This is a genomic window from Brachyspira sp. SAP_772 (assembly GCF_009755885.1).
Lineage (GTDB): Bacteria > Spirochaetota > Brachyspiria > Brachyspirales > Brachyspiraceae > Brachyspira.
This window is the reverse complement of record NZ_VYIX01000003.1, coordinates 440,907-459,672: the sequence shown is the minus strand read 5'-3', so window position 1 is coordinate 459,672 and position 18,766 is coordinate 440,907. Positions and strand designations below refer to the sequence as shown.

The following is an 18,766-nucleotide window of genomic DNA, read 5'->3' as shown; positions in this document are numbered from 1 at the left end:
ATATCAATATTGCTTATATATTATTAATCTTCGTCATCAAAATCGTCATCATCATAATCTTCGTCATCGTCAAAATCATCATCGAAATCATCATCGAAGTCATTATCAAAATCATCATCAAAGTCATCATCAAAATCTAAATCATCATCATAATCATCATCATCGAAATCGTCATCATAATCATCATCATCATAGTCATCTTCATCATCATAGTCATCATCTAAATCATCATCGAAATCGTCATCATAATCATCATCATCATAGTCGTCTTCATCATCATAATCTTCGTCATCATCGTCGTAATCATCATAATCATCATCATCGAAATCATCATCAAATTTAGCAAAATATCCATTTAACATTTCTATAATATTAAAAAAACTAAAATATTCTAATTTTTCCATATTTACTCCATTGTATCGTAATTTTAACGCTATCATAATACAATACTTTTTTTTGTCAAGTCATTTTTTATAAATTGCATATCATTATATGTAAAGTTTTTTTTATATTTATATTTTATATTAAAAATACAATTTAAAATACATTTCTTTAATCATATAAAAACCCCAAGTATTATATAAATAATACTCGGGGAAAAACTATGATTTAAATATATTAATTAAAAGTTAACAGCATTTCCGTAGTAAGCTGATTCTAATACTTTTTTCATATTAGCAACATCAGTTTCTCTAGGGTTAGAACCTGTACAAGGGTCAGCAACTGCATTCTTAGCTATATCATCGCATTTTTGTTTGAAATGGTCTTCAGTTACGCCATTGTCTTTATAAGTTTGTTTAATGCCTAATTTAACATTCAATTCTTTAACTTTATTTACTAAAGCAGCAGTAAGCTCTGCATCAGTGTTTCCAGAAAGTTTAAGCATTCTAGCTATATCAGCAAATCTGTTAGCACAAACTTTTGAGTTGTATTCTATAACATAAGGAAGAAGTATAGCATTACATCTGCCGTGAGTAATATGGAACTCAGCACCTGTTTTATGAGCTAAACTGTGTACTATACCAAGTAAAGCATTAGAGAAAGACATACCAGCTAAACATTGAGCAACATGTAATTTAGCCCTTCCTTCTTTATCGCCTTTAACAGCTTTTTCTATATTATGAACAATCATGTCAATTGCTTTCATAGCTAAAGCATCAGTTATGTCAGTTCTAAGTCCTGCAACATAAGCTTCTATAGAGTGAGTTAAAGCGTCCATACCAGTATCAGCAGAAACAGTTTCAGGCATTGTCATTGGTATTGAATAATCAAGTATAGCAATGTCTGGAGTAATTTCAAAGTCTGCTAATGGATATTTAATGTTTGTAGAATAGTCTGTAATTACTGAGAAAGCTGTAACTTCTGAAGCTGTACCACTTGTAGAAGGAATAGCAGCAAAAATAGCTTTAGTTCTAAGTTTAGGCATAGTGAAAGGGGTTTTAATATCATCGAATTTTTTCTCAGGATATTCATAGAACACCCACATAGCTTTAGCAGCATCTAATGCAGAACCGCCACCTAATGCAACTATTACATCAGGATTAAAAGCTCTCATAGCCTCAGCACCCTTATAAACTGTTTCTATAGAAGGATCTGGCTCAACTCCGTCAAAAATTTTAACTTCTAAACCAGTATCTTTTAATATCTTCTCGCATTTATCAAGGAATCCACCTCTTTTCATAGATGAACCGCCTGTAACAATTATAGCTTTTTTGTAACCTTTTAAGTTCTTTAATTCTTCCATAGCATTATCGCCATAGTATAAATCTCTAGGAATTGTAAATCTTGACATGTTTAATCTCCTAAAATATATTTTTATTGTACCAAATTATAACATTTATATAAAACTTGTCAATTATATTATCTATTTTTATATAAATAAAGTAATACTTAATATTTTCTTTCTGATCCTAAAAGAGAGGATTGTAAATTTAAACTGATTGAATCATTAAAATTGTCATTTTCAATTAATTGGGCTGCCATATATATAATATGTTCAGCGGCTTTTTGTGTATCTGGATATATCATACTTATAGGTTGTTCCATAAGTTCAAAACCTAAATCATATCCAAATGTGATTATAGATACATCATATGGAATAGAAAGTTTTTTAGTTTTTAAAAAAGTTACAACGCCGTATGCTATAGAAGATGATAAAGAAATAATAGAATCGAATGGAAAAGTATTTTCATAATTTTTATTTAGTAAATGAAAAACATTTTCCCAGTTGTTGTCTTCAAAAAATAAGAAGTCTACATTTTTTAGTAAATTGCAATATGATAATATATATGAGTTATATAAATTTTTAATTTTATTACCCAGTATTGAATTTTCAGCATGGTCTATTAATATTAATAGTCTTTTTGCCCCACCTTTATATAACAAATTTGAAGTCATCTCCACAATTTTATCAAAATTTATACTTAAAATATTAGGATTAAAATTTGGCAGATAAAAACCATGATATAATACAATAGTAGGTATCATAGGTATAGTAAAATTTTCATCTCTTTTCGAAGCTATAGGAAACCAAAATAATACACTATCTTTTTGATTATAATTGTTAATTCTATTAATAATTTTTCTCTCAATATTTAAATCATTTTTGGAAGAATATAATATAACTTGAATATCTTCATCATATAAATAATTCATAATGTGATTTATAATATCACTTGCTGGAAAAATAGAGACATCAGGTACTAATATATTTAAAACTTTTAAATATCTGTCATTCTGATTAATCACATTCATAATCAATTCTTTAGTATGATTCTTTACTAAATGTGGCTTTTTTAATGCCCTAGATATAGTAGCAGGTGATAATCCAGTTTTTAATGAAATTTCTCTTATAGTCATAATGTAACATATTATAAAAAATCTAAAAAAAATCAATGGTCATAATTAAAAATAAGAAAATAATTTGACATCAAACATTTTGTTTATATACTATATCATATATTGTTTCAAAAATATTAAAAAATAGTAAATATTTGTTTCAAAATGAAACAAATGTTGGGAGGAATTTATATGGGTAACATATTTACAACGTCTGCTCAAAGTTTTATTGACTTTACAAATGCAGCAGGAACAACATTTTTAGATATGGTGAAGGGTTCAATACCGGCATTAATTATAATGCTTACATTAATTAACTTTATTGTGAAAATAGTAGGTGAAGATAAGATAGAAAAATTTTCTAAAATATTAGCAAAATCCAGATTTTTAACTTATGGTATTTTACCTTCATTAGCTTGGTTTTTCCTAAGTTCTCCTGGTGCTTTAACTATTGGTAGATTTTTACCAGAGAAAGCAAAACCTGGATTTGAAGATGCTTTAGGAGCAACAGCACATCCTTTAACATCTTTATTTCCTCATGTTGTTCCTGCTGAATTATTTATATGGCTTGGAATAGCTAATGGTGTTGAGGCTTTAGGATTGCCAATACATAATTTGGCTATTAGATATTTATTAGCTGGAATACTTGTAGGATTAATTAGAGGATATGTGACAGAATTTATTTTTCTTTATTTGCAAAGAAAGAAACGCATGGCTATTGAAAAACAGATTAATTAATTAAAAATTAAAAAAGGAGAGAAAAATGAGTGCTATTTGTATAAAAAAAGGAAAAAATGGATGGGGCGGTCCATTAGTAATAGAAGTAAAAGATAATGAAAAAGATATTAAAAAAGTAGTTTCTATAACAGGAGGAGGAGTTGACCCTGTAGCAAAAAGAATTGCTGATATGCTTGGCATAGAAGCTGTTGATGGTATGGTTAGAGCTATAAAAGATGAAGACATTGCATGTGTTGTTATAAATTGTGGAGGAACTTTGAGATGCGGAGTATATCCTCAAAAAAGAGTACCTACTATTAATGTTACTCCTGTTGGAAAATCTGGACCTTTAGCAAAATATATTTTAGAAGATATTTATGTTTCAGATGTAAGTGAGCAAACTATATCTGAATGTGATGCTGAAGTTGTAGAAATAAACGGCAATACACATAAAAGCAACACTACTGAAGATACTACTAAAAAAACTAATACTACTTACAATTTTGATAAAGGATTTTTTGGAGTTGTAACAAAAATTGGGGTTAATGTTGGTAAGGTAATATCTTTATTTTATCAATCAGGAAAAGAGGCTATAGATGTTTGTATAACTAGAATAATACCTTTTATGGCATTTGTATCTATTTTTATAGCATTTATACAAAAGACTTCTTTAGGAAATATTATTGCTAATGCTCTTTCACCTTTATCTGGTACTTTATGGGGATTGTTAATACTTGCTATAATATGTGGATTACCTTTCCTTTCTCCTATTTTAGGACCAGGAGCTGCTGTAGCTCAAGTAGTAGGAATATTAATAGGAACAAATATTGCTGCTGGTATAATAAGTCCTTCTTTTGCAATACCTGCTTTATTTGCAATAAATGTACAAGTAGGAGCTGATTTTGTACCTGTAGGATTATCTATGCAAAGAGCTGAACCTGAAACTATAGAGATAGGAACTCCTGCTTTTCTTTTATCAAGACAGATTACTGGACCTTTAGCTGTAATAATAGGATATATATTTAGTATAGGTTTATTTTAAGTTGAAACAATTATAAAAAGGAGACGATTATGCAAAAATTGAAAGCGGCTGTAGTTGGTGGAGGAATTTTTGGCTCGCATCATCTTAATGCTTATAAAAATTGTGAATATACTCAATTAACTTCAATATGTGATTTGAATGAAGAATTATGTAAAAAAAGAGCAAATGAATATAATATAAAACCATATATTGATTTGGAAGAATTAATAGATATTGAAAAACCAGATATTATCTCTATAGCTACCCCAGATCCATTTCATTATGAACCTGCTAAAAAGGCTATAGAGAAAGGGGTACATGTATTAATAGAAAAACCAATTACAATAAATGTACAAGAGGCTGAGGATTTAATTAATTTAGCTAAAGAAAAAAATGTGAGAGTTGCTGTAGATTTTCACAAAAGATGGGACCCTGCTACTATAAGTGTTAAACTAGAATTAGAAAAGAATGACTCTGGAAAAGTTATAAGAGGATATATGAGCATGGATGATATAATAGATGTACCTATTAACTGGCTTAAATGGTCTAAATTAAGTTCACCTGCCCATTTTTTAGGAGTGCATTGTTATGATTCTATTAGATTTATTACTGGTAGAGAAGTTAAAGCTGTATTTGCATATGGACAAAAGGGAGTTTTGAAATCTAAAGGCATAGATTGTTATGATAGTGTTCAGGCTATGCTAATAATGGATGATAATTCTACTTGGACTGTAGATAATTGTTGGGTTCTTCCTAATTCTTTTCCTAAATCTAATGATGGTAGGGCTTCTATTTTGTGTGAAAACAGATTTATAAGAGTAGATTCACAGAATAGGGGCGTAGAGATATTCTCTCCAGAGAAATGTTCTACACCTAATTCTTATTTTATAACTTATAGAGAGGGTCTTGCTTCTGGATTTGGAATTGAACCTATATTTGATTTTGCAAAATCTATAGTATATAATAAGCCGTTTATTGCTGATGCATATGATGGATTACAGGCTACAAAAATAGCAACTGCTGTACATGAATCTATTGATACTAATAAAGTTGTGGAAATTAATTGAAGGAAAATAAATTATAATGGATTATAATGAGATTATTAAACTAAAAGTAAATTACATAGGTGAAAATGCCCTTTCTTTTTTTGATGAAGATAAGTTATTTATAATATATGGTAAAGTTAATGACAATGACTTAAGATCATATAGTATAATAGTAGAGTCTGAAGCAGTAGAAAATGATATTGAAAAAGGAATGGTATTGTCTTTTAATGATCAGGATTTTGAGATATTAGAAGTAGGATGTGAAGCAAATAATACACTAAAATCATTAACACATATGACTTTACGATTTCAGGATTTTAATGATCCATCAAATTCAGAGGATATATTACCCGGTTCTATATTACTTAATGGAATGCCTAAGGTGTTTCCTAATATAGGAAGTTATATAACTATAAAAACTAAATAAATATTGTTAAAAAACTATCTCATAATAATTAATTATATTATTATGAGATAGTTCAATATATTAGATAATGATGGTAAATAAAATTGAATTAATTATATTTGATATGGATGGACTTGTTATAGATTCTGAGAGTGTAAGTATAAATGCTTGGAAAAGAGTATTTAAAAACAATAATATTATTTTTGATAAAGATTCTAATGAAAATGATTTTTTTAAAAACATAATAGGCTCTAATGCAGTATACTCATCTAAATATGTAGAGAAAATATTTAAATATAAAACTTATACCGATATAATAAAAGAACAAAGAAATGAGATTGATAATATAATAAAATCTGATGGGTTAAATGTAAAAAAAGGTGCTTATGAAATACTAGATTATTTATCATCTTTGAATATTAAAAAAGCAATTGCAAGTTCAAGTATTAGATCTAGGGTAAATAGGTTTTTGAATATGTTAAATATATATGACAAATTTGATTATGTATTATCTGGAGATGAAGTAATAAATCCTAAACCTGCTCCAGATTTATATAATAAAGTATGTGAATATTTTGATGTAGAAGATAGAAATAATGTTATTATACTTGAAGATTCTAAAAATGGATTAATTGCTGCAAAAAGTGCAGGAATAGAAAAGAGATTTTATATTCCAGACATGTTTCATTTAACTGAAAGTGAGGAGAGAGAATTATCATATAAAAAATTTAATAACTTATTAGAAGTTATTAAATTTTTAAAAGAAAATTAATTTGTTAATATATGATAATTATTGAAAATATTTTATCTCTTTTTTATATTTAATTTTACTGCAAAACATATAATTCAATACATCTTGTTCAGGAAAATATAATTTTTTATTTATTCGAATTTTTCTTTTATGTCTCTTTTATATTTAATTTTAAAATTATTTCTCATTTCTCTGAAAGGTATCCACCAAGATAATTTATCTATAAGCTTATTATGTCCTGCTATTTTAGGATCATTTTGATCAATTAATATAGTAGCATATTTTAGGCTTTCATCTTTAAAACTTTTAGTTTCTACAAAATATTTCCAAAATGCATAATAGAATCTATTTTTAACTATAGGTGTATTATGATATAAAGGTTTAACTAAAGTAAAATGTGGAATTATAACATTTTCTATATTTTTATGTTTTTTAGCTATTGCCGAAGTGAAATTATATTTATAATCAAAATATTTAATTTTTCCATAAAATACATAATTTAATATATCTTGTTCAGGAAAATATAATTTTTTAGAATTATTAACGTATGAATCTATTTTGTCATATAAATTATTAGCATTAAATTCTTTTATATTAATTAATAATAATCCAACATTAAAATATTTATGAGATATATCTAACCCTATTTTTTTTAAATGTGAATTATTAAAATATATATCTTCAACTGCACCAACATAAAAATTATTCAAATCTGTTTCAAACAGTTCTTTTAGACTATCGAGTACTATCATATCACAATCTAAAAATAATACTTTATCTAAATGAGATAATAAAATTGGTATGTCTAATTTGAAAAATATTTCAACAGACCATTTTCTATCTGTTTTTTCTTGAAACCATTTGTTATATTTATCTATATTTACAGGCTTATAATAATAAATATCAAATTTTTTTATTTTTTTTAAATAATCTAATCTTAATTTATTATCATCTGATATATGTAATGTTATCACATGAAAAGCAAATTTTTCATCGTCTAAAGAAGTTTTTAATATAGAAACAATCAATGCTTCCATATACGGTACAAATCTATCATCTGATGCTAAACATATATTATATTCTTTCATATTAAACCTTTAAATGAATTATTGTTTCTGTGATGTAGCTTCTTTTAGGTTAACTCCCATAATAAATAGGAATATAAAACCAATTATAGTAATAGGTACAATACCCATCATATGATAAACCAAAGCATAAGGAGCAGCCACAGTTTTTTCTACACCTATTAATGAAAGTCCAAAAATAATAGCCCATTCAAAAGGTCCTATTCCAGAAGGGGCAGAAGGTACAGCAAAACCAAAACCGCCAATAGCAAATACAAATAATGCTATAATTGGGGATGCTTTTATATTAAAAGCTTCTAATAAAAAGCCTATTGTAAATATTTGTCCTATAAGATAAAAAATTGTATAGAAAAATATTAAAAATATATGTTTAGGGTCATTTTTAAAACCTATACCATCTATAAAATTGCATGAGAACTCTATTAGTTTTGAGCCAATTTTTTGAGGCAGTATTCCAAATACTTTGTGAAAAACTTTATGAGCAAACTCTTTTTGCCACACTAAAAACATTAATACTAAAAAACCAACAATTGACACAACAAATAAAGCAACAGCAGCATAAGTAACAGTTTTAGGCAAATTTGGAATAAAAGCTACAGAAAGAGTAAGTATAACTCCTCCAGTAATAACATCAAATAGTCTCTCTGTAATAACAGAAGCTATTAAAGCAGACTTGCTTACATCTTCTTTAACTCCTAATATATAAGCACGAGCAACCTCCCCAAGTTTAGCCGGAAGTATATTATTTGCCATATATCCAATATAGGTTGCCATTACTATAGTTCTCTTTTTTATAGGCTTCTTTAAAGGTATAAAGCATTCCCATCTTAAGCCTCTTAAAGCAATTATTACTACACTTAGTATTAAAGATATAATAAAATATACTACATTAATATTTTTTACTACTTCAATAGAACCCTTTATATCAATGCCTCTAAAAGCAAAGTATAAACAAATAATACTTATAATAATACCTATAGTAATGTTAATAGCTGTTTTATATTTTTTATACATACGAACTCTCTAAATATTTATTATTACCTTACAAAGTTTTTTAATAGTGATATAAAGTTTTCAAAATCATCAAGCATTTCTTTAGCTACATTTAAATTAAATCTTTCTAGGCTAGGTATTTTATTAGCATTAAGGATTTCATTTTTACTGCCATTATTATAGTCTTCTATAACATTCTTTACTATGCTTGTTAAATCTAGTACAGAATTATAAGCATTAATAATAATTTTATTTCCTTCTTCATCCAATTTTTTTACCATAGCTTCTATTAATTCTCTGCTAGTTAGAGCTTTATTTTTTGTGATAGTCCAGCCTTTAAATCTTTTGAAGTTTTCAGATTCTGGGCTTAATTGGGCATCAAAATTAACAATTTCTGTATTAGAATCGTTTAAAGTATAGAAAGCATCAAGCCCCATAGAGTTTCTCTCTTTGTTAACAAAATCAACCCCCAAAAACATATCATTTAAAGGAGCTTTATATTTTATATCAAATATCTCTACAACAAAAGTTTTTATATATTCTAAAGGCTCTATACAAGTAAAAGTAAGGCATTCATATTTTTCTAAAAGCTCATTTTTATCATCATTAATATTACTCATCTTCATTATTTCAATTCCGCTGAAAGTTTTCTCTCTCATAGTTGTGATTTTATTAGCTTTTATTTCGGAAACTATTTCATTCATATCTTTTTTGAGATTATTTGTACAATCTGTAATATAGTTTACAAAAATATTTACATTAGATGAGTTTGATGGAGATTTATATGTAAAATCTTTTAATAAGTAAATAATGATATCACTCAATAAATTTGGTGTTTGTAAATATTTTACTCTAGCTAAAAAAGTTTTTATATTATTTTCAGGTATTTCTGGTACACCTATGTATTTTTGAAATATTTTTAAAGCACTTGCCAACTCTTTTCTTATTACTATGCTTTTTACAGCCTCATCTAATCTTATTAAATCATCTACTACTTGAACATTTGATGTACTTTTAAATGTTGGGTTAGAATTATATGCTCCGTCTACAAAAGAAGGACAGAAAGCCCTTAAAAACAAAAAGAAATCGAAATTTGATATTGTAGCAAAATCTTTAAGCAAATTAAATGTTAGATTTATTTCTCTTCCATTATCGCTGCTTATGAATTTTTTAAACTTACTAAAATTATTTTTTACATCATTAAATACATCATTGATCTTTTCTCCGCTATTTAGTTTTTCTGTCATATATTCTTTGTTGAGCGTGAGATATAAGTTTTTTATTTCTTCATTAAATGATACTTCTATTAAATAATATGAAAATTGCTTACCGTCTTTAATAATAAACTCTTCTTTTAAAGAATGTAATAATGGACCAATTACTTTATACATATCAAATACAAACTTAGCAAGAGTATCTGTTAAAGCACCTGTTTTTAAATCTACAAAATGATATTTATTATTTTGTATTCTAGCAGCATATTCCTGTAAACGAACCTTTTCTACCAAGCTTGGAGTTCTTATATTAAAAAAATTGTATTTTATATAATCTAAAACGTTCATATTATTTTACATACTCCTAATGTTCTATTAAACAAAATATTTATTATAAGATTTTATAAAACTATTAATCATCAGCAAATAAGTCTATAAAAACAATATATAAACCACAAATTTCATCATTATCATCATAACCAAAATATGAAGGATAAAAACCATCGCCATATCCGCTTTGAAACAAAACTATATTATATTTACTCTCTGGTATATTAAAATTAAGCCAATCACCATATTCACTTTGATGTTTAGGGTATTTTTTCGCATTATCTTTTAATAGACCTGCAAATAAATCATCATATATATTATAATCATCTCCTTTTGATTCTATTAATTTATCTTCAAACTTTGTAAAATCATTAAGAGCATTATAATCACATATACAAGCCATACCAGCATCCACAGGAAAACCAAAAAAATCACCCTCTTCTACATGTTCCAACTCTTCTACGCCAGTTAATGCCAAATCATAATATTTAGGGGCTTTGTCTGATATTTGAAGTTTTACAATAGCATATATCTCTTCATCTTCTAAAACACCAACTAAAACCTTATATTTATTTGGTTTAATTTCTTGTATAAAGGATAAAGACTCTTTATCTAAATAAGCTAAAGGATCACATACAACAACTTTTCCGCTTTCTATATTAACTTCACCTAAGTCTAATATATCTAATTTTGCGTTATTTATTTCTTTTTTTGTAAATGCTTCTTCTAAATTATCTTGTGCTTTTAGTATATTTTTTATTTTAGAATATTTTTCAAGCCACTCTTTAGAAACTTGCATAGTATCCTCTATAAAAATAAAATAATCCTATATACAATTATACAATAAATGAAATTTGTAGATATATTAAAATATAGCTGCATTTTATTTTATAGTAATGACTAAAAAAGTCAACAAATTTAATTATAATGTAAAGAAAATTAAAATATGATATTATACACTTTACAATTTTTAGTCATTTTGTATAATAATTATCATTAATAGTAAGGATATTATTATATATTATTAATAATTTTATAAGGGTAAAATAATGGAAGAGTTAAAGGATTTAAGAAAAAAAATTGATGAAATAGATAGAAATATTGTAAGGTTAATAGATGAGAGAATGAAAGTGAGTGTGAAGGTTGGAGAGATTAAGAAAAAGAATAATGCTCCAATATTTGACCCTAAGAGAGAGAAAGAAGTTATAGCAAGTAAAATAAATCTTCTTGAAAACAAGGAATTATCTAATTTAATTACTACTATTTATAATGATATAATGTACACATCAAAGCAGATTCAAAAGCATTTGATTGCTGATAACGACACTAAAGAAAATAACAATAATAAAAAAATAAAATATGATTCTGTTATAGCCTATCAAGGAAGAGAGGGCGGAAACGGATATGAGGCTGCTAAAAAGTTTTTTGGCGATGAGGCTAAATTGATAAAGAAAAAGAGTTTTGAAGAAGTTCTTGAGAGTATAAGAAGTTCTGAGAGCTATTATGGAGTTTTGCCGCTTGAGAATTCTTCTACAGGAATGGTTAATGAGGTGCTTGATATACTTGCTGATTATAATTGCAAAATAGTGGGGGAAGTTTATCTTACAATAGAATATGCACTTATGGCAAATAAGAATACTAATATAGGTAATATAAAAAAGGTAATATCACATCATCAGGCATTGAAGCAATGTTCTAATTTTATAAAAGAGAATAATTACGAAGAGATTTTCTCTACGAACACTGCAGAAGCTGCTTTTTTTGTATCAAACAGTGGTGATGATTCTTTAGCTTCTATATCAAATAAAAATGCATATAAGATTTATAATTTAAACATCTTAAAAGAGAATATTGAAAACATTAAAGGCAATACCACAAGGTTTATAGTTGTAAGTAATTATGACAATGCTTTGAGTTCTGGTAATAAGATGACTATGAGATTTTTACTTCCGCATGAAAATGGTTCGCTTTCTAATGTTTTAGATAAATTAAAAATATTTAATTTAACATCTATAGTAAGCCGTCCGCATGTTGAGAGAAAGTGGCAGTATTATTTTTATATTGATATGGTTGGAGATTTTGAAAGCGATGAGGCTAAGAATGTTTTTGAAGAGTTTAGAAGAAGTGTAGAGAATTTTATAGTGCTTGGAGTTTATGATGAATAATTCAGAAAAGACTGTATTTGTTATTGGACTTCCCGGAAGCGGAAAAAGTGATTTATCAAAACTTTTAGCTGAACATATTAATTATAGTTTTTTTGATATGGATAAGGTTATAGAGGATAGAGAGAAAAAAACTATAAATAAGATATTTGAAGATAGCGGAGAAGAATATTTTAGAGAAGTAGAAAGTGATGTACTTGAAGAGTTATCTAATATAAAAAATGCTGTTATATCTACTGGCGGTGGAGCTATATTAAAAGAAAGAAACAGAGTTTTGATGAGGGAGAAAGGCATAGTTATTTTTATTGACAGACACGCCGAGCTTATAGTAAATAATATAAATGTATCAGAACGTCCATTATTAGTGCAAGATAAAAATAAACTAATTGAATTGTCAAAAAAAAGAGATGCTTTATATAGAGAATGTGCAACAGTAATTTTTAATCATAACACTTGGGATAATGATATAAAAGAAACTTTTAGAAAATTTTATGAATGTGTAGGTTCGCATATTTGATTTTTGTATTATATTTTAGCGTAGTAAAAGTATAAAAATTATTTTATGATTGAGAGTATAATAAAAATTAAATGTATTCTTAAGTATGTAGTTACAAAGTAGGCACAACAATGAAATTCTTAATTTTATTTCAAGCCATATTTATCTTGAATCTCTTTTATATTTTCTCTAGCAGTATCATAGTTAGGGTCTAATTCCAAAGCCTTTTTATAATCTTTTAAAGCTTCATTGTACTCTCCTAAATTTTCTTTAGATACTCCTCTGTTATTATAAGCATAACTATCATTAGGGTCTAATTCTATAGCCTTATCATAATCTTTAATAGCTTCTTCATATTGACCTAGATTATCTTTAACACTTCCTCTGTTATAATAAGTATCACTATCATTAGGGTTTAACTCTATCGCTTTATCATAGTCTTTAATAGCTTCTTCATATTGACTTAGATTATCTTTAGCGAGTCCTCTATTATAATAAGCATCACTATAATTAGGGGCCAATTCTATACTTTTGTCATAATCTTTAATAGCTTCTTTATATTGATCTAAATAATATTTAGCAAGTCCTCTGTTATAATAAGTATCACTATCATTAGGGTTTAACTCTATAGCCTTGTCATAGTCTTTAATAGCTTCTTCATATTGACCTAAATTATCTTTAGCGAGTCCTCTATTATAATAAGCATCACTATAAATAGGGTACATCTCTATAGCCTTATCATAGTCTTTAATAGCTTCTTTATATTGACCTAAATTTTTTTTAGCATTTCCTCGGTCATAATAAGCATTAGTATAATTAGGGGTTAATTCTATTACTTTATTAAAATCTTTAATAGCTTCTTCATATTGACCTAAATTATCTTTAGCGAGTCCTCTATTATAATAAGCATCAGTATAATTATGGTCTAACTCTATCACTTTATTAAAATCTTTAATAGCTTCTTCATATTTACCTAATTTTTTTTTAGCATTTCCTCTGCTATTGTAAGCATCACTATAATTAGGGTTTAATTCTATAGCTTTATCATAGTCTTTAATAGCTTCTTTATATTGACCTAAATAATATTTAGTAAATCCTTTGTTATTATAAGCGGCACTATCATTAGGGTTTAATTCTATAGCTTTATCATAATCTTTAATAGCTTCTTCATGTTGATCTAAACAATCTTTAGCAAATCCTCTGTTATTATAAGCATCACTATAATTAGGGTCTAACTCTATAGCTTTATTAAAATCTTTAATAGCTTCTTCATGTTCATATAAATAAATTTTAGCAAATCCTCTGTCATTATAAGCATCACTATAATTATGGTCTAACTCTATCACTTTATTAAAATCTTTAATAGCTTCTACATATTTACCTAAATAATTTCTAGCTTTTCCTCTGCCGTTATAAGCATCAGTATAATTATGGTCTAACTCTATAGCCTTATTATAATATACTATGGCTTCTTTATATTTTCCTTCAAGAGAAAAAATATTTGCCTTATCAAAATAATATTCTGAATCCCTACTAGAATCATTAACAACTAACATAAAATTTCCTAATATAAATTTATTGAAATCATTATAGTATAGAAAAAAATTTAATACCATAATAATTAGCATAAAATATTACGCACGTTAAAAAATTCATTTGTTTGTAAATAAAATTATAATGGTTATTTAGCTCTGTTTATAAATATTTCTAACCGTGCGTTGGGGTAGCAAAAAAACAAAAGAACTGCATTTACTAAAGTATAACTTTTTATGTACAGTCAGAATATAAATATTATTTTAGTTTTATATATTCCAAAAGTATAAAGCTAGAAACACTTGAACTTTCGCGAAGCGTAACTATATACTAAAATTTTTTATAATTTTACTTACCATTTAATTATTTTATTAAAAAAAATTATATCTAGTTATAAAACATAAGTATTTGATGATTATTATTTTATGTATTAGAATAGCGAAAATTATAGCAAGGAGAAAATCATGATAAAAATAAAATTATTAATAATATCTTTAATAACTATTTTAATATTCGCATGCTCTCAAAACAATAATAAAAATGTAAAAACTAATGACACATCTCATTTAGAAAATACTGATTACTCTGATTCAAATAATTGGCTGTATCTGCCTAATAATAACAATGGAAATGTAGATATATTCTATCTGTATCCTACTACTTGGGCAAGTGATGACAGTAACTTTATGATATGTCCTATAGATTATACTCCTATGCGTGCTACTGTAACAAATAAAGTAATTATGCATACTAGTATGTTTGAAGAATATGGAAATGTATATGCACCTTTTTATAGGCAGGCTAATGCATTATATTTGCTAAACCAAACTAATAATATAAGTAAAGAGGAATTAAACAGTTATTTATTTTCTATTCCTAAAGATGATGCTATAGCAGCATTTGATTATTTTATTAAAAACTATAATGACAATAAACCTATTATATTGATGGGACATTCTCAAGGTGCCATGATGATAAAAGAGATATTGAAAGATTATTTTAAAGATAATGAAGATTTGCAGAAAAGACTAATAGCTGCTTATATAATAGGATACTCTGTAACCAAAGAGGATATAGAAGAAAATCCTCATTTAAAATTTGCAAGCAGAGAGGATGATACAGGAGTGATAATTTCTTATAATACAGAAAGCCCAGATTTTAATGGCTATAATCCTACACTTCTTGAAAACTCTATAACAATTAACCCTATTACTTGGATTTTAGAAGAAACTTTAGCTCCAAAAGAATTAAGTTTAGGAGCAAATATTACTAATGAAAATACATTAATTAATCAAGTTACTAATTTCTCTGATGCTAAGGTTGATAAAGTTAGAGGTGTAATTAAATGTTCTACAGCAGACACTAATATGTTTTTTACAGATAGACCTGGAGTTTTTAGCAAAGGTATTTTTCATGCTTGGGATATAGAACTCTACTATTTTGATTTGAAAGCAAATGCTAAAAAAAGAGTTGAAGCATTTATGAAACAGAATTATTAAATGTTAAATTAATATAATAAATTTACAATTTTTTCACATAATAGGTTTAAATTAAAAACCTGTTATGTGAGTTATATCATGTCTAAACACAAACCTCAAACAAAAGAAGAATTAAAAAAATTGGTAGAAGATGAAAGTATTTATTTGGGTGATATTGATACAAGTTTAATAACTGATATGAGCAGTATTTTTTATGAAAGTTTAAGGAAAGATTTTAAAGGTATTGAGAAATGGGATACTTCAAATGTTAAAAATATGCAGAATATGTTTAGTGATGCTGTATACTTTAATCATAATATAGAAAAGTGGAATGTTTCTAAAGTTGAAAATATGGGAGCTATGTTTTTAAGATGCCTTTATTTTAATCAGCCTCTTAATGATTGGAATGTTTCCAATGTAAAGGATATGGGAGCTATGTTTGCTGGAGCTGAAAGTTTTAATATGCCTCTTAATAAATGGAATACTTGTAATGTTTTTGATATGAGAGCAATGTTTAATATGGCTTTCAATTTCAATCAGGATTTAAATAATTGGGATACTTCTAAAGTTGAAAATATGAATGGTATGTTTTCGCAAGCAAAGAATTTTAATCAGCCTCTTGATAAATGGAATACTTCAAATGTAAAAACTATGCTGTTAATGTTTAATGGATGCATAAATTTTAATCAAGATTTAAATAGTTGGAACACTTCTAATGTTGAGAATATGCATGGTATGTTTTATGATGCCAAAAATTTTAATCAGCCTTTGAATAATTGGAAAGTTAATAAAGTTATAGATATGAGTGAAATGTTTTCAAAAAGCGGTTTTCAGTATTATGATTCTTTAGATGATTGGAATATTGAATATCTTGAGTATTTAGATGATTGGGCTGATATCATTTATAAGAATATAGATAAATTAACTCTGAAATGGATTTTATATTTATATGCTTTTGATAATGAGAATAAAATTATAATTAAAAAAATAGAGGAGAATATAAAAGAGATTCATAAAATAGCTTCAGAAAGTAATAATAAAAAAATCCAATCAGTAAAAAGAAAATTAGAAAACATTTATTATAATGATTTGAAAGAAGCTGTTAATTATGAAATATTTGACACTATTGAAAAATATGAAGAAAGTATTAAATTAAGTAAAAAAGATGAAAAGAAAGTTTCTTATATAGAAAATTCTAATGTATTGATAAAAGATAAATCGAGAATAGTTGATGAAAAAATCATAAAATATATATACTTAAAATATTTAGAGTTAAAAAGAGATGTTTATTATTTGCTTGAAATTGATTCTATAATAGATTTACTTGACAGAGAAAGTTTTTTAAGTTTTGCTAAAAATATTTATATAGAAACTCATAAAGAAACTTCTGCCATTGTTTATAGTTTGTATGGAGGCGATGAAGCTTTAAGAGAAATATACAAAAAAGAGAAAGACTCTAATTTTTTCTTAATAATTTTATCATCAGTAAAAACAACAGAATATAGTATTGAGTTATTATATGATATTTATTCAAAAACTAAAAAATCAGAATTGAGAGAAGAGGCTTTTTATTTAATAAATAAAATATCAAAAAAAATAGGGCTTGATATTGATGATTTAGAATTGAAATTTAGTTCAAATTTTGGATTCGACTCAAGAGGCGAAAAAATTATTAATGACAACTATAAATTAATTTTGAATGCTGATTATTCTGTAAATGTATTTGATATAAAAAATAATAAAGAATTAAAAACTACTCCTAAAAATTTAGAAGGAAATATAAAAGAAGAAATTAAGCATATAAAAAAAGAAATACCTGATATTATAAAGAAATTATCTTTAAAGTTAATAAAATCATTAATGTATGAAAAGAAATATAATTATAGTTTTTTCAAAGAAGTATTTATTAACAACCCTATAATGAATAAATTTTCTTCTTCACTTATATGGAATTTGTATGATAAAGATAACTTGTTTTTAACTACATTCAGATATGCAGGTGACGGAAGTTATTCAAATTGCGATGATGAAGAAGTTAAAATTAACGATGACAGCTTTATAAGTTTAGCAAGCCCTGCAGAAATGGACGATGAAACTATAAATAAATGGAAGCGTCAATTAGAAGATTATGAACTTAGTCAGCCAATCAATCAATTAAGTATAATAAAATTATATAAAAATAATTTGGAAAGTGAGATAAATAAATTACAAAACATTGAAATATCTTATGGTAGTTTTAAGGCTTTTGGTGCTAGGTATTCAATGAATCCTAGTTATTTAGATTTTTGTGTAGTTGGAAGTTATAATTTAATAATGGAAAACGGAGACTCTTTTGAAATAAAAATAAATACTAATAATAAAATTGATTATAAAGACAAAGTAAAAATAAACATTAACTTTTATAACGAAAAAAATAATAAAGTGCAAGATAGATTTATTTACACATTACTCATTTTGATGATTGTGGATTTTAGGCTTACTGATATATTTGCTTAAATAAAAAAATTATTTTGAAGCCCCGCCCTTTATACTTTACAGCTTTTTCTGTAATTCTAGTTACATTATATTTATTACTTTATTAGAAATTTTAGCACCCCCCCAATATTTTTTAAATTTAAAACTTTACTCTACGCACGGTTATCCGATATTAGTTTTTTATTTTATTGCAATTGATAATAAAATTTATATTTTAAACT

Annotated in this window: 17 protein-coding genes; 9 read left to right on the top strand and 8 right to left on the bottom strand. The window is 26.1% G+C overall.

The genetic code is table 11. From position 1 onward, the window contains the following. Positions 1-23 precede the first annotated feature (23 nt). The 3 genes from GQX97_RS11845 to GQX97_RS11835 form a co-directional block, all read right to left on the bottom strand. Positions 24-404 carry a DNA primase gene (locus GQX97_RS11845; RefSeq protein WP_157152138.1) on the bottom strand — a complete coding sequence of 127 codons (381 nt, stop codon included), beginning with the start codon at positions 402-404 and terminating at the stop codon, positions 24-26. 218 nt (positions 405-622) lie between these two features. After that, complete coding sequence (locus GQX97_RS11840) at positions 623-1,792, bottom strand: iron-containing alcohol dehydrogenase (protein WP_157152137.1); 1,170 nt, start codon at positions 1,790-1,792, stop codon at positions 623-625. A 98-nt stretch (positions 1,793-1,890) separates the two neighbouring features. Continuing rightward, entirely contained in the window at positions 1,891-2,859 is a 969-nt protein-coding gene (locus GQX97_RS11835; RefSeq protein ID WP_157152136.1) for a substrate-binding domain-containing protein, read from the bottom strand. A gap of 171 nt (positions 2,860-3,030) precedes the next feature. Here GQX97_RS11835 and GQX97_RS11830 point away from each other — a divergent pair, with 171 nt between their 5' ends. The 5 genes from GQX97_RS11830 to GQX97_RS11810 all read left to right on the top strand — a co-directional run bounded on the left by GQX97_RS11830 (position 3,031) and on the right by GQX97_RS11810 (position 6,800). Then, complete coding sequence (locus GQX97_RS11830) at positions 3,031-3,576, top strand: PTS glucitol/sorbitol transporter subunit IIC (protein WP_157152135.1); 546 nt, start codon at positions 3,031-3,033, stop codon at positions 3,574-3,576. A 25-nt stretch (positions 3,577-3,601) separates the two neighbouring features. Next, entirely contained in the window at positions 3,602-4,597 is a 996-nt protein-coding gene (locus tag GQX97_RS11825) for a PTS glucitol/sorbitol transporter subunit IIB (protein ID WP_157152134.1), read from the top strand. A gap of 29 nt (positions 4,598-4,626) precedes the next feature. Next, positions 4,627-5,643 (top strand): Gfo/Idh/MocA family protein, encoded by a 1,017-nt coding sequence (locus GQX97_RS11820; RefSeq protein ID WP_157152133.1) that lies wholly within the window; start codon positions 4,627-4,629, stop codon positions 5,641-5,643. Positions 5,644-5,659: 16 nt separating this feature from the next. Continuing rightward, on the top strand, positions 5,660-6,049 hold the full coding sequence (locus GQX97_RS11815) for a PTS glucitol/sorbitol transporter subunit IIA (RefSeq protein WP_157152132.1): 390 nt from the start codon (positions 5,660-5,662) through the stop codon (positions 6,047-6,049). A gap of 67 nt (positions 6,050-6,116) precedes the next feature. Further along, positions 6,117-6,800: an HAD family phosphatase gene (locus tag GQX97_RS11810; protein ID WP_232473343.1), complete on the top strand. Its 684-nt coding sequence runs from the start codon at positions 6,117-6,119 to the stop codon at positions 6,798-6,800. 110 nt (positions 6,801-6,910) lie between these two features. On the opposite strand, the gene GQX97_RS11805 is transcribed toward GQX97_RS11810, so the two are convergent. From GQX97_RS11805 to GQX97_RS11790, 4 genes are all read right to left on the bottom strand, one after another. Continuing rightward, entirely contained in the window at positions 6,911-7,867 is a 957-nt protein-coding gene (locus tag GQX97_RS11805; protein WP_157152131.1) for a glycosyltransferase family 8 protein, read from the bottom strand. A gap of 18 nt (positions 7,868-7,885) precedes the next feature. Then, positions 7,886-8,878, bottom strand: a complete 993-nt coding sequence (locus GQX97_RS11800) for a lysylphosphatidylglycerol synthase transmembrane domain-containing protein (protein ID WP_157152130.1) — start codon at positions 8,876-8,878, stop codon at positions 7,886-7,888. Positions 8,879-8,901: 23 nt separating this feature from the next. Further along, positions 8,902-10,419, bottom strand: a complete 1,518-nt coding sequence (locus GQX97_RS11795) for a DUF5312 family protein (protein WP_157152129.1) — start codon at positions 10,417-10,419, stop codon at positions 8,902-8,904. A gap of 64 nt (positions 10,420-10,483) precedes the next feature. Further along, positions 10,484-11,200 carry a DUF4241 domain-containing protein gene (locus tag GQX97_RS11790; protein WP_157152128.1) on the bottom strand — a complete coding sequence of 239 codons (717 nt, stop codon included), beginning with the start codon at positions 11,198-11,200 and terminating at the stop codon, positions 10,484-10,486. A gap of 250 nt (positions 11,201-11,450) precedes the next feature. Here GQX97_RS11790 and GQX97_RS11785 point away from each other — a divergent pair, with 250 nt between their 5' ends. Continuing rightward, positions 11,451-12,566 carry a chorismate mutase gene (locus GQX97_RS11785; RefSeq protein ID WP_157152127.1) on the top strand — a complete coding sequence of 372 codons (1,116 nt, stop codon included), beginning with the start codon at positions 11,451-11,453 and terminating at the stop codon, positions 12,564-12,566. Next, positions 12,559-13,080 (top strand): shikimate kinase, encoded by a 522-nt coding sequence (locus GQX97_RS11780; protein ID WP_157152189.1) that lies wholly within the window; start codon positions 12,559-12,561, stop codon positions 13,078-13,080. Before GQX97_RS11785 ends, GQX97_RS11780 begins: the two co-directional genes overlap by 8 nt. Before the next feature lie 125 nt (positions 13,081-13,205). Here the strand turns inward: GQX97_RS11780 and GQX97_RS11775 are convergent, their stop codons facing one another. Continuing rightward, positions 13,206-14,615 carry a tetratricopeptide repeat protein gene (locus tag GQX97_RS11775; RefSeq protein ID WP_232473341.1) on the bottom strand — a complete coding sequence of 470 codons (1,410 nt, stop codon included), beginning with the start codon at positions 14,613-14,615 and terminating at the stop codon, positions 13,206-13,208. Between the two features lie 441 nt (positions 14,616-15,056). Here GQX97_RS11775 and GQX97_RS11770 point away from each other — a divergent pair, with 441 nt between their 5' ends. Both GQX97_RS11770 and GQX97_RS11765 read left to right on the top strand, forming a co-directional pair. Further along, positions 15,057-16,091 (top strand): DUF3089 domain-containing protein, encoded by a 1,035-nt coding sequence (locus GQX97_RS11770; protein WP_157152125.1) that lies wholly within the window; start codon positions 15,057-15,059, stop codon positions 16,089-16,091. Between the two features lie 78 nt (positions 16,092-16,169). Next, positions 16,170-18,566, top strand: coding sequence for a BspA family leucine-rich repeat surface protein (locus tag GQX97_RS11765; RefSeq protein WP_157152124.1), 2,397 nt, complete (start codon positions 16,170-16,172; stop codon positions 18,564-18,566). The last annotated feature ends 200 nt before the right edge of the window (positions 18,567-18,766 follow it).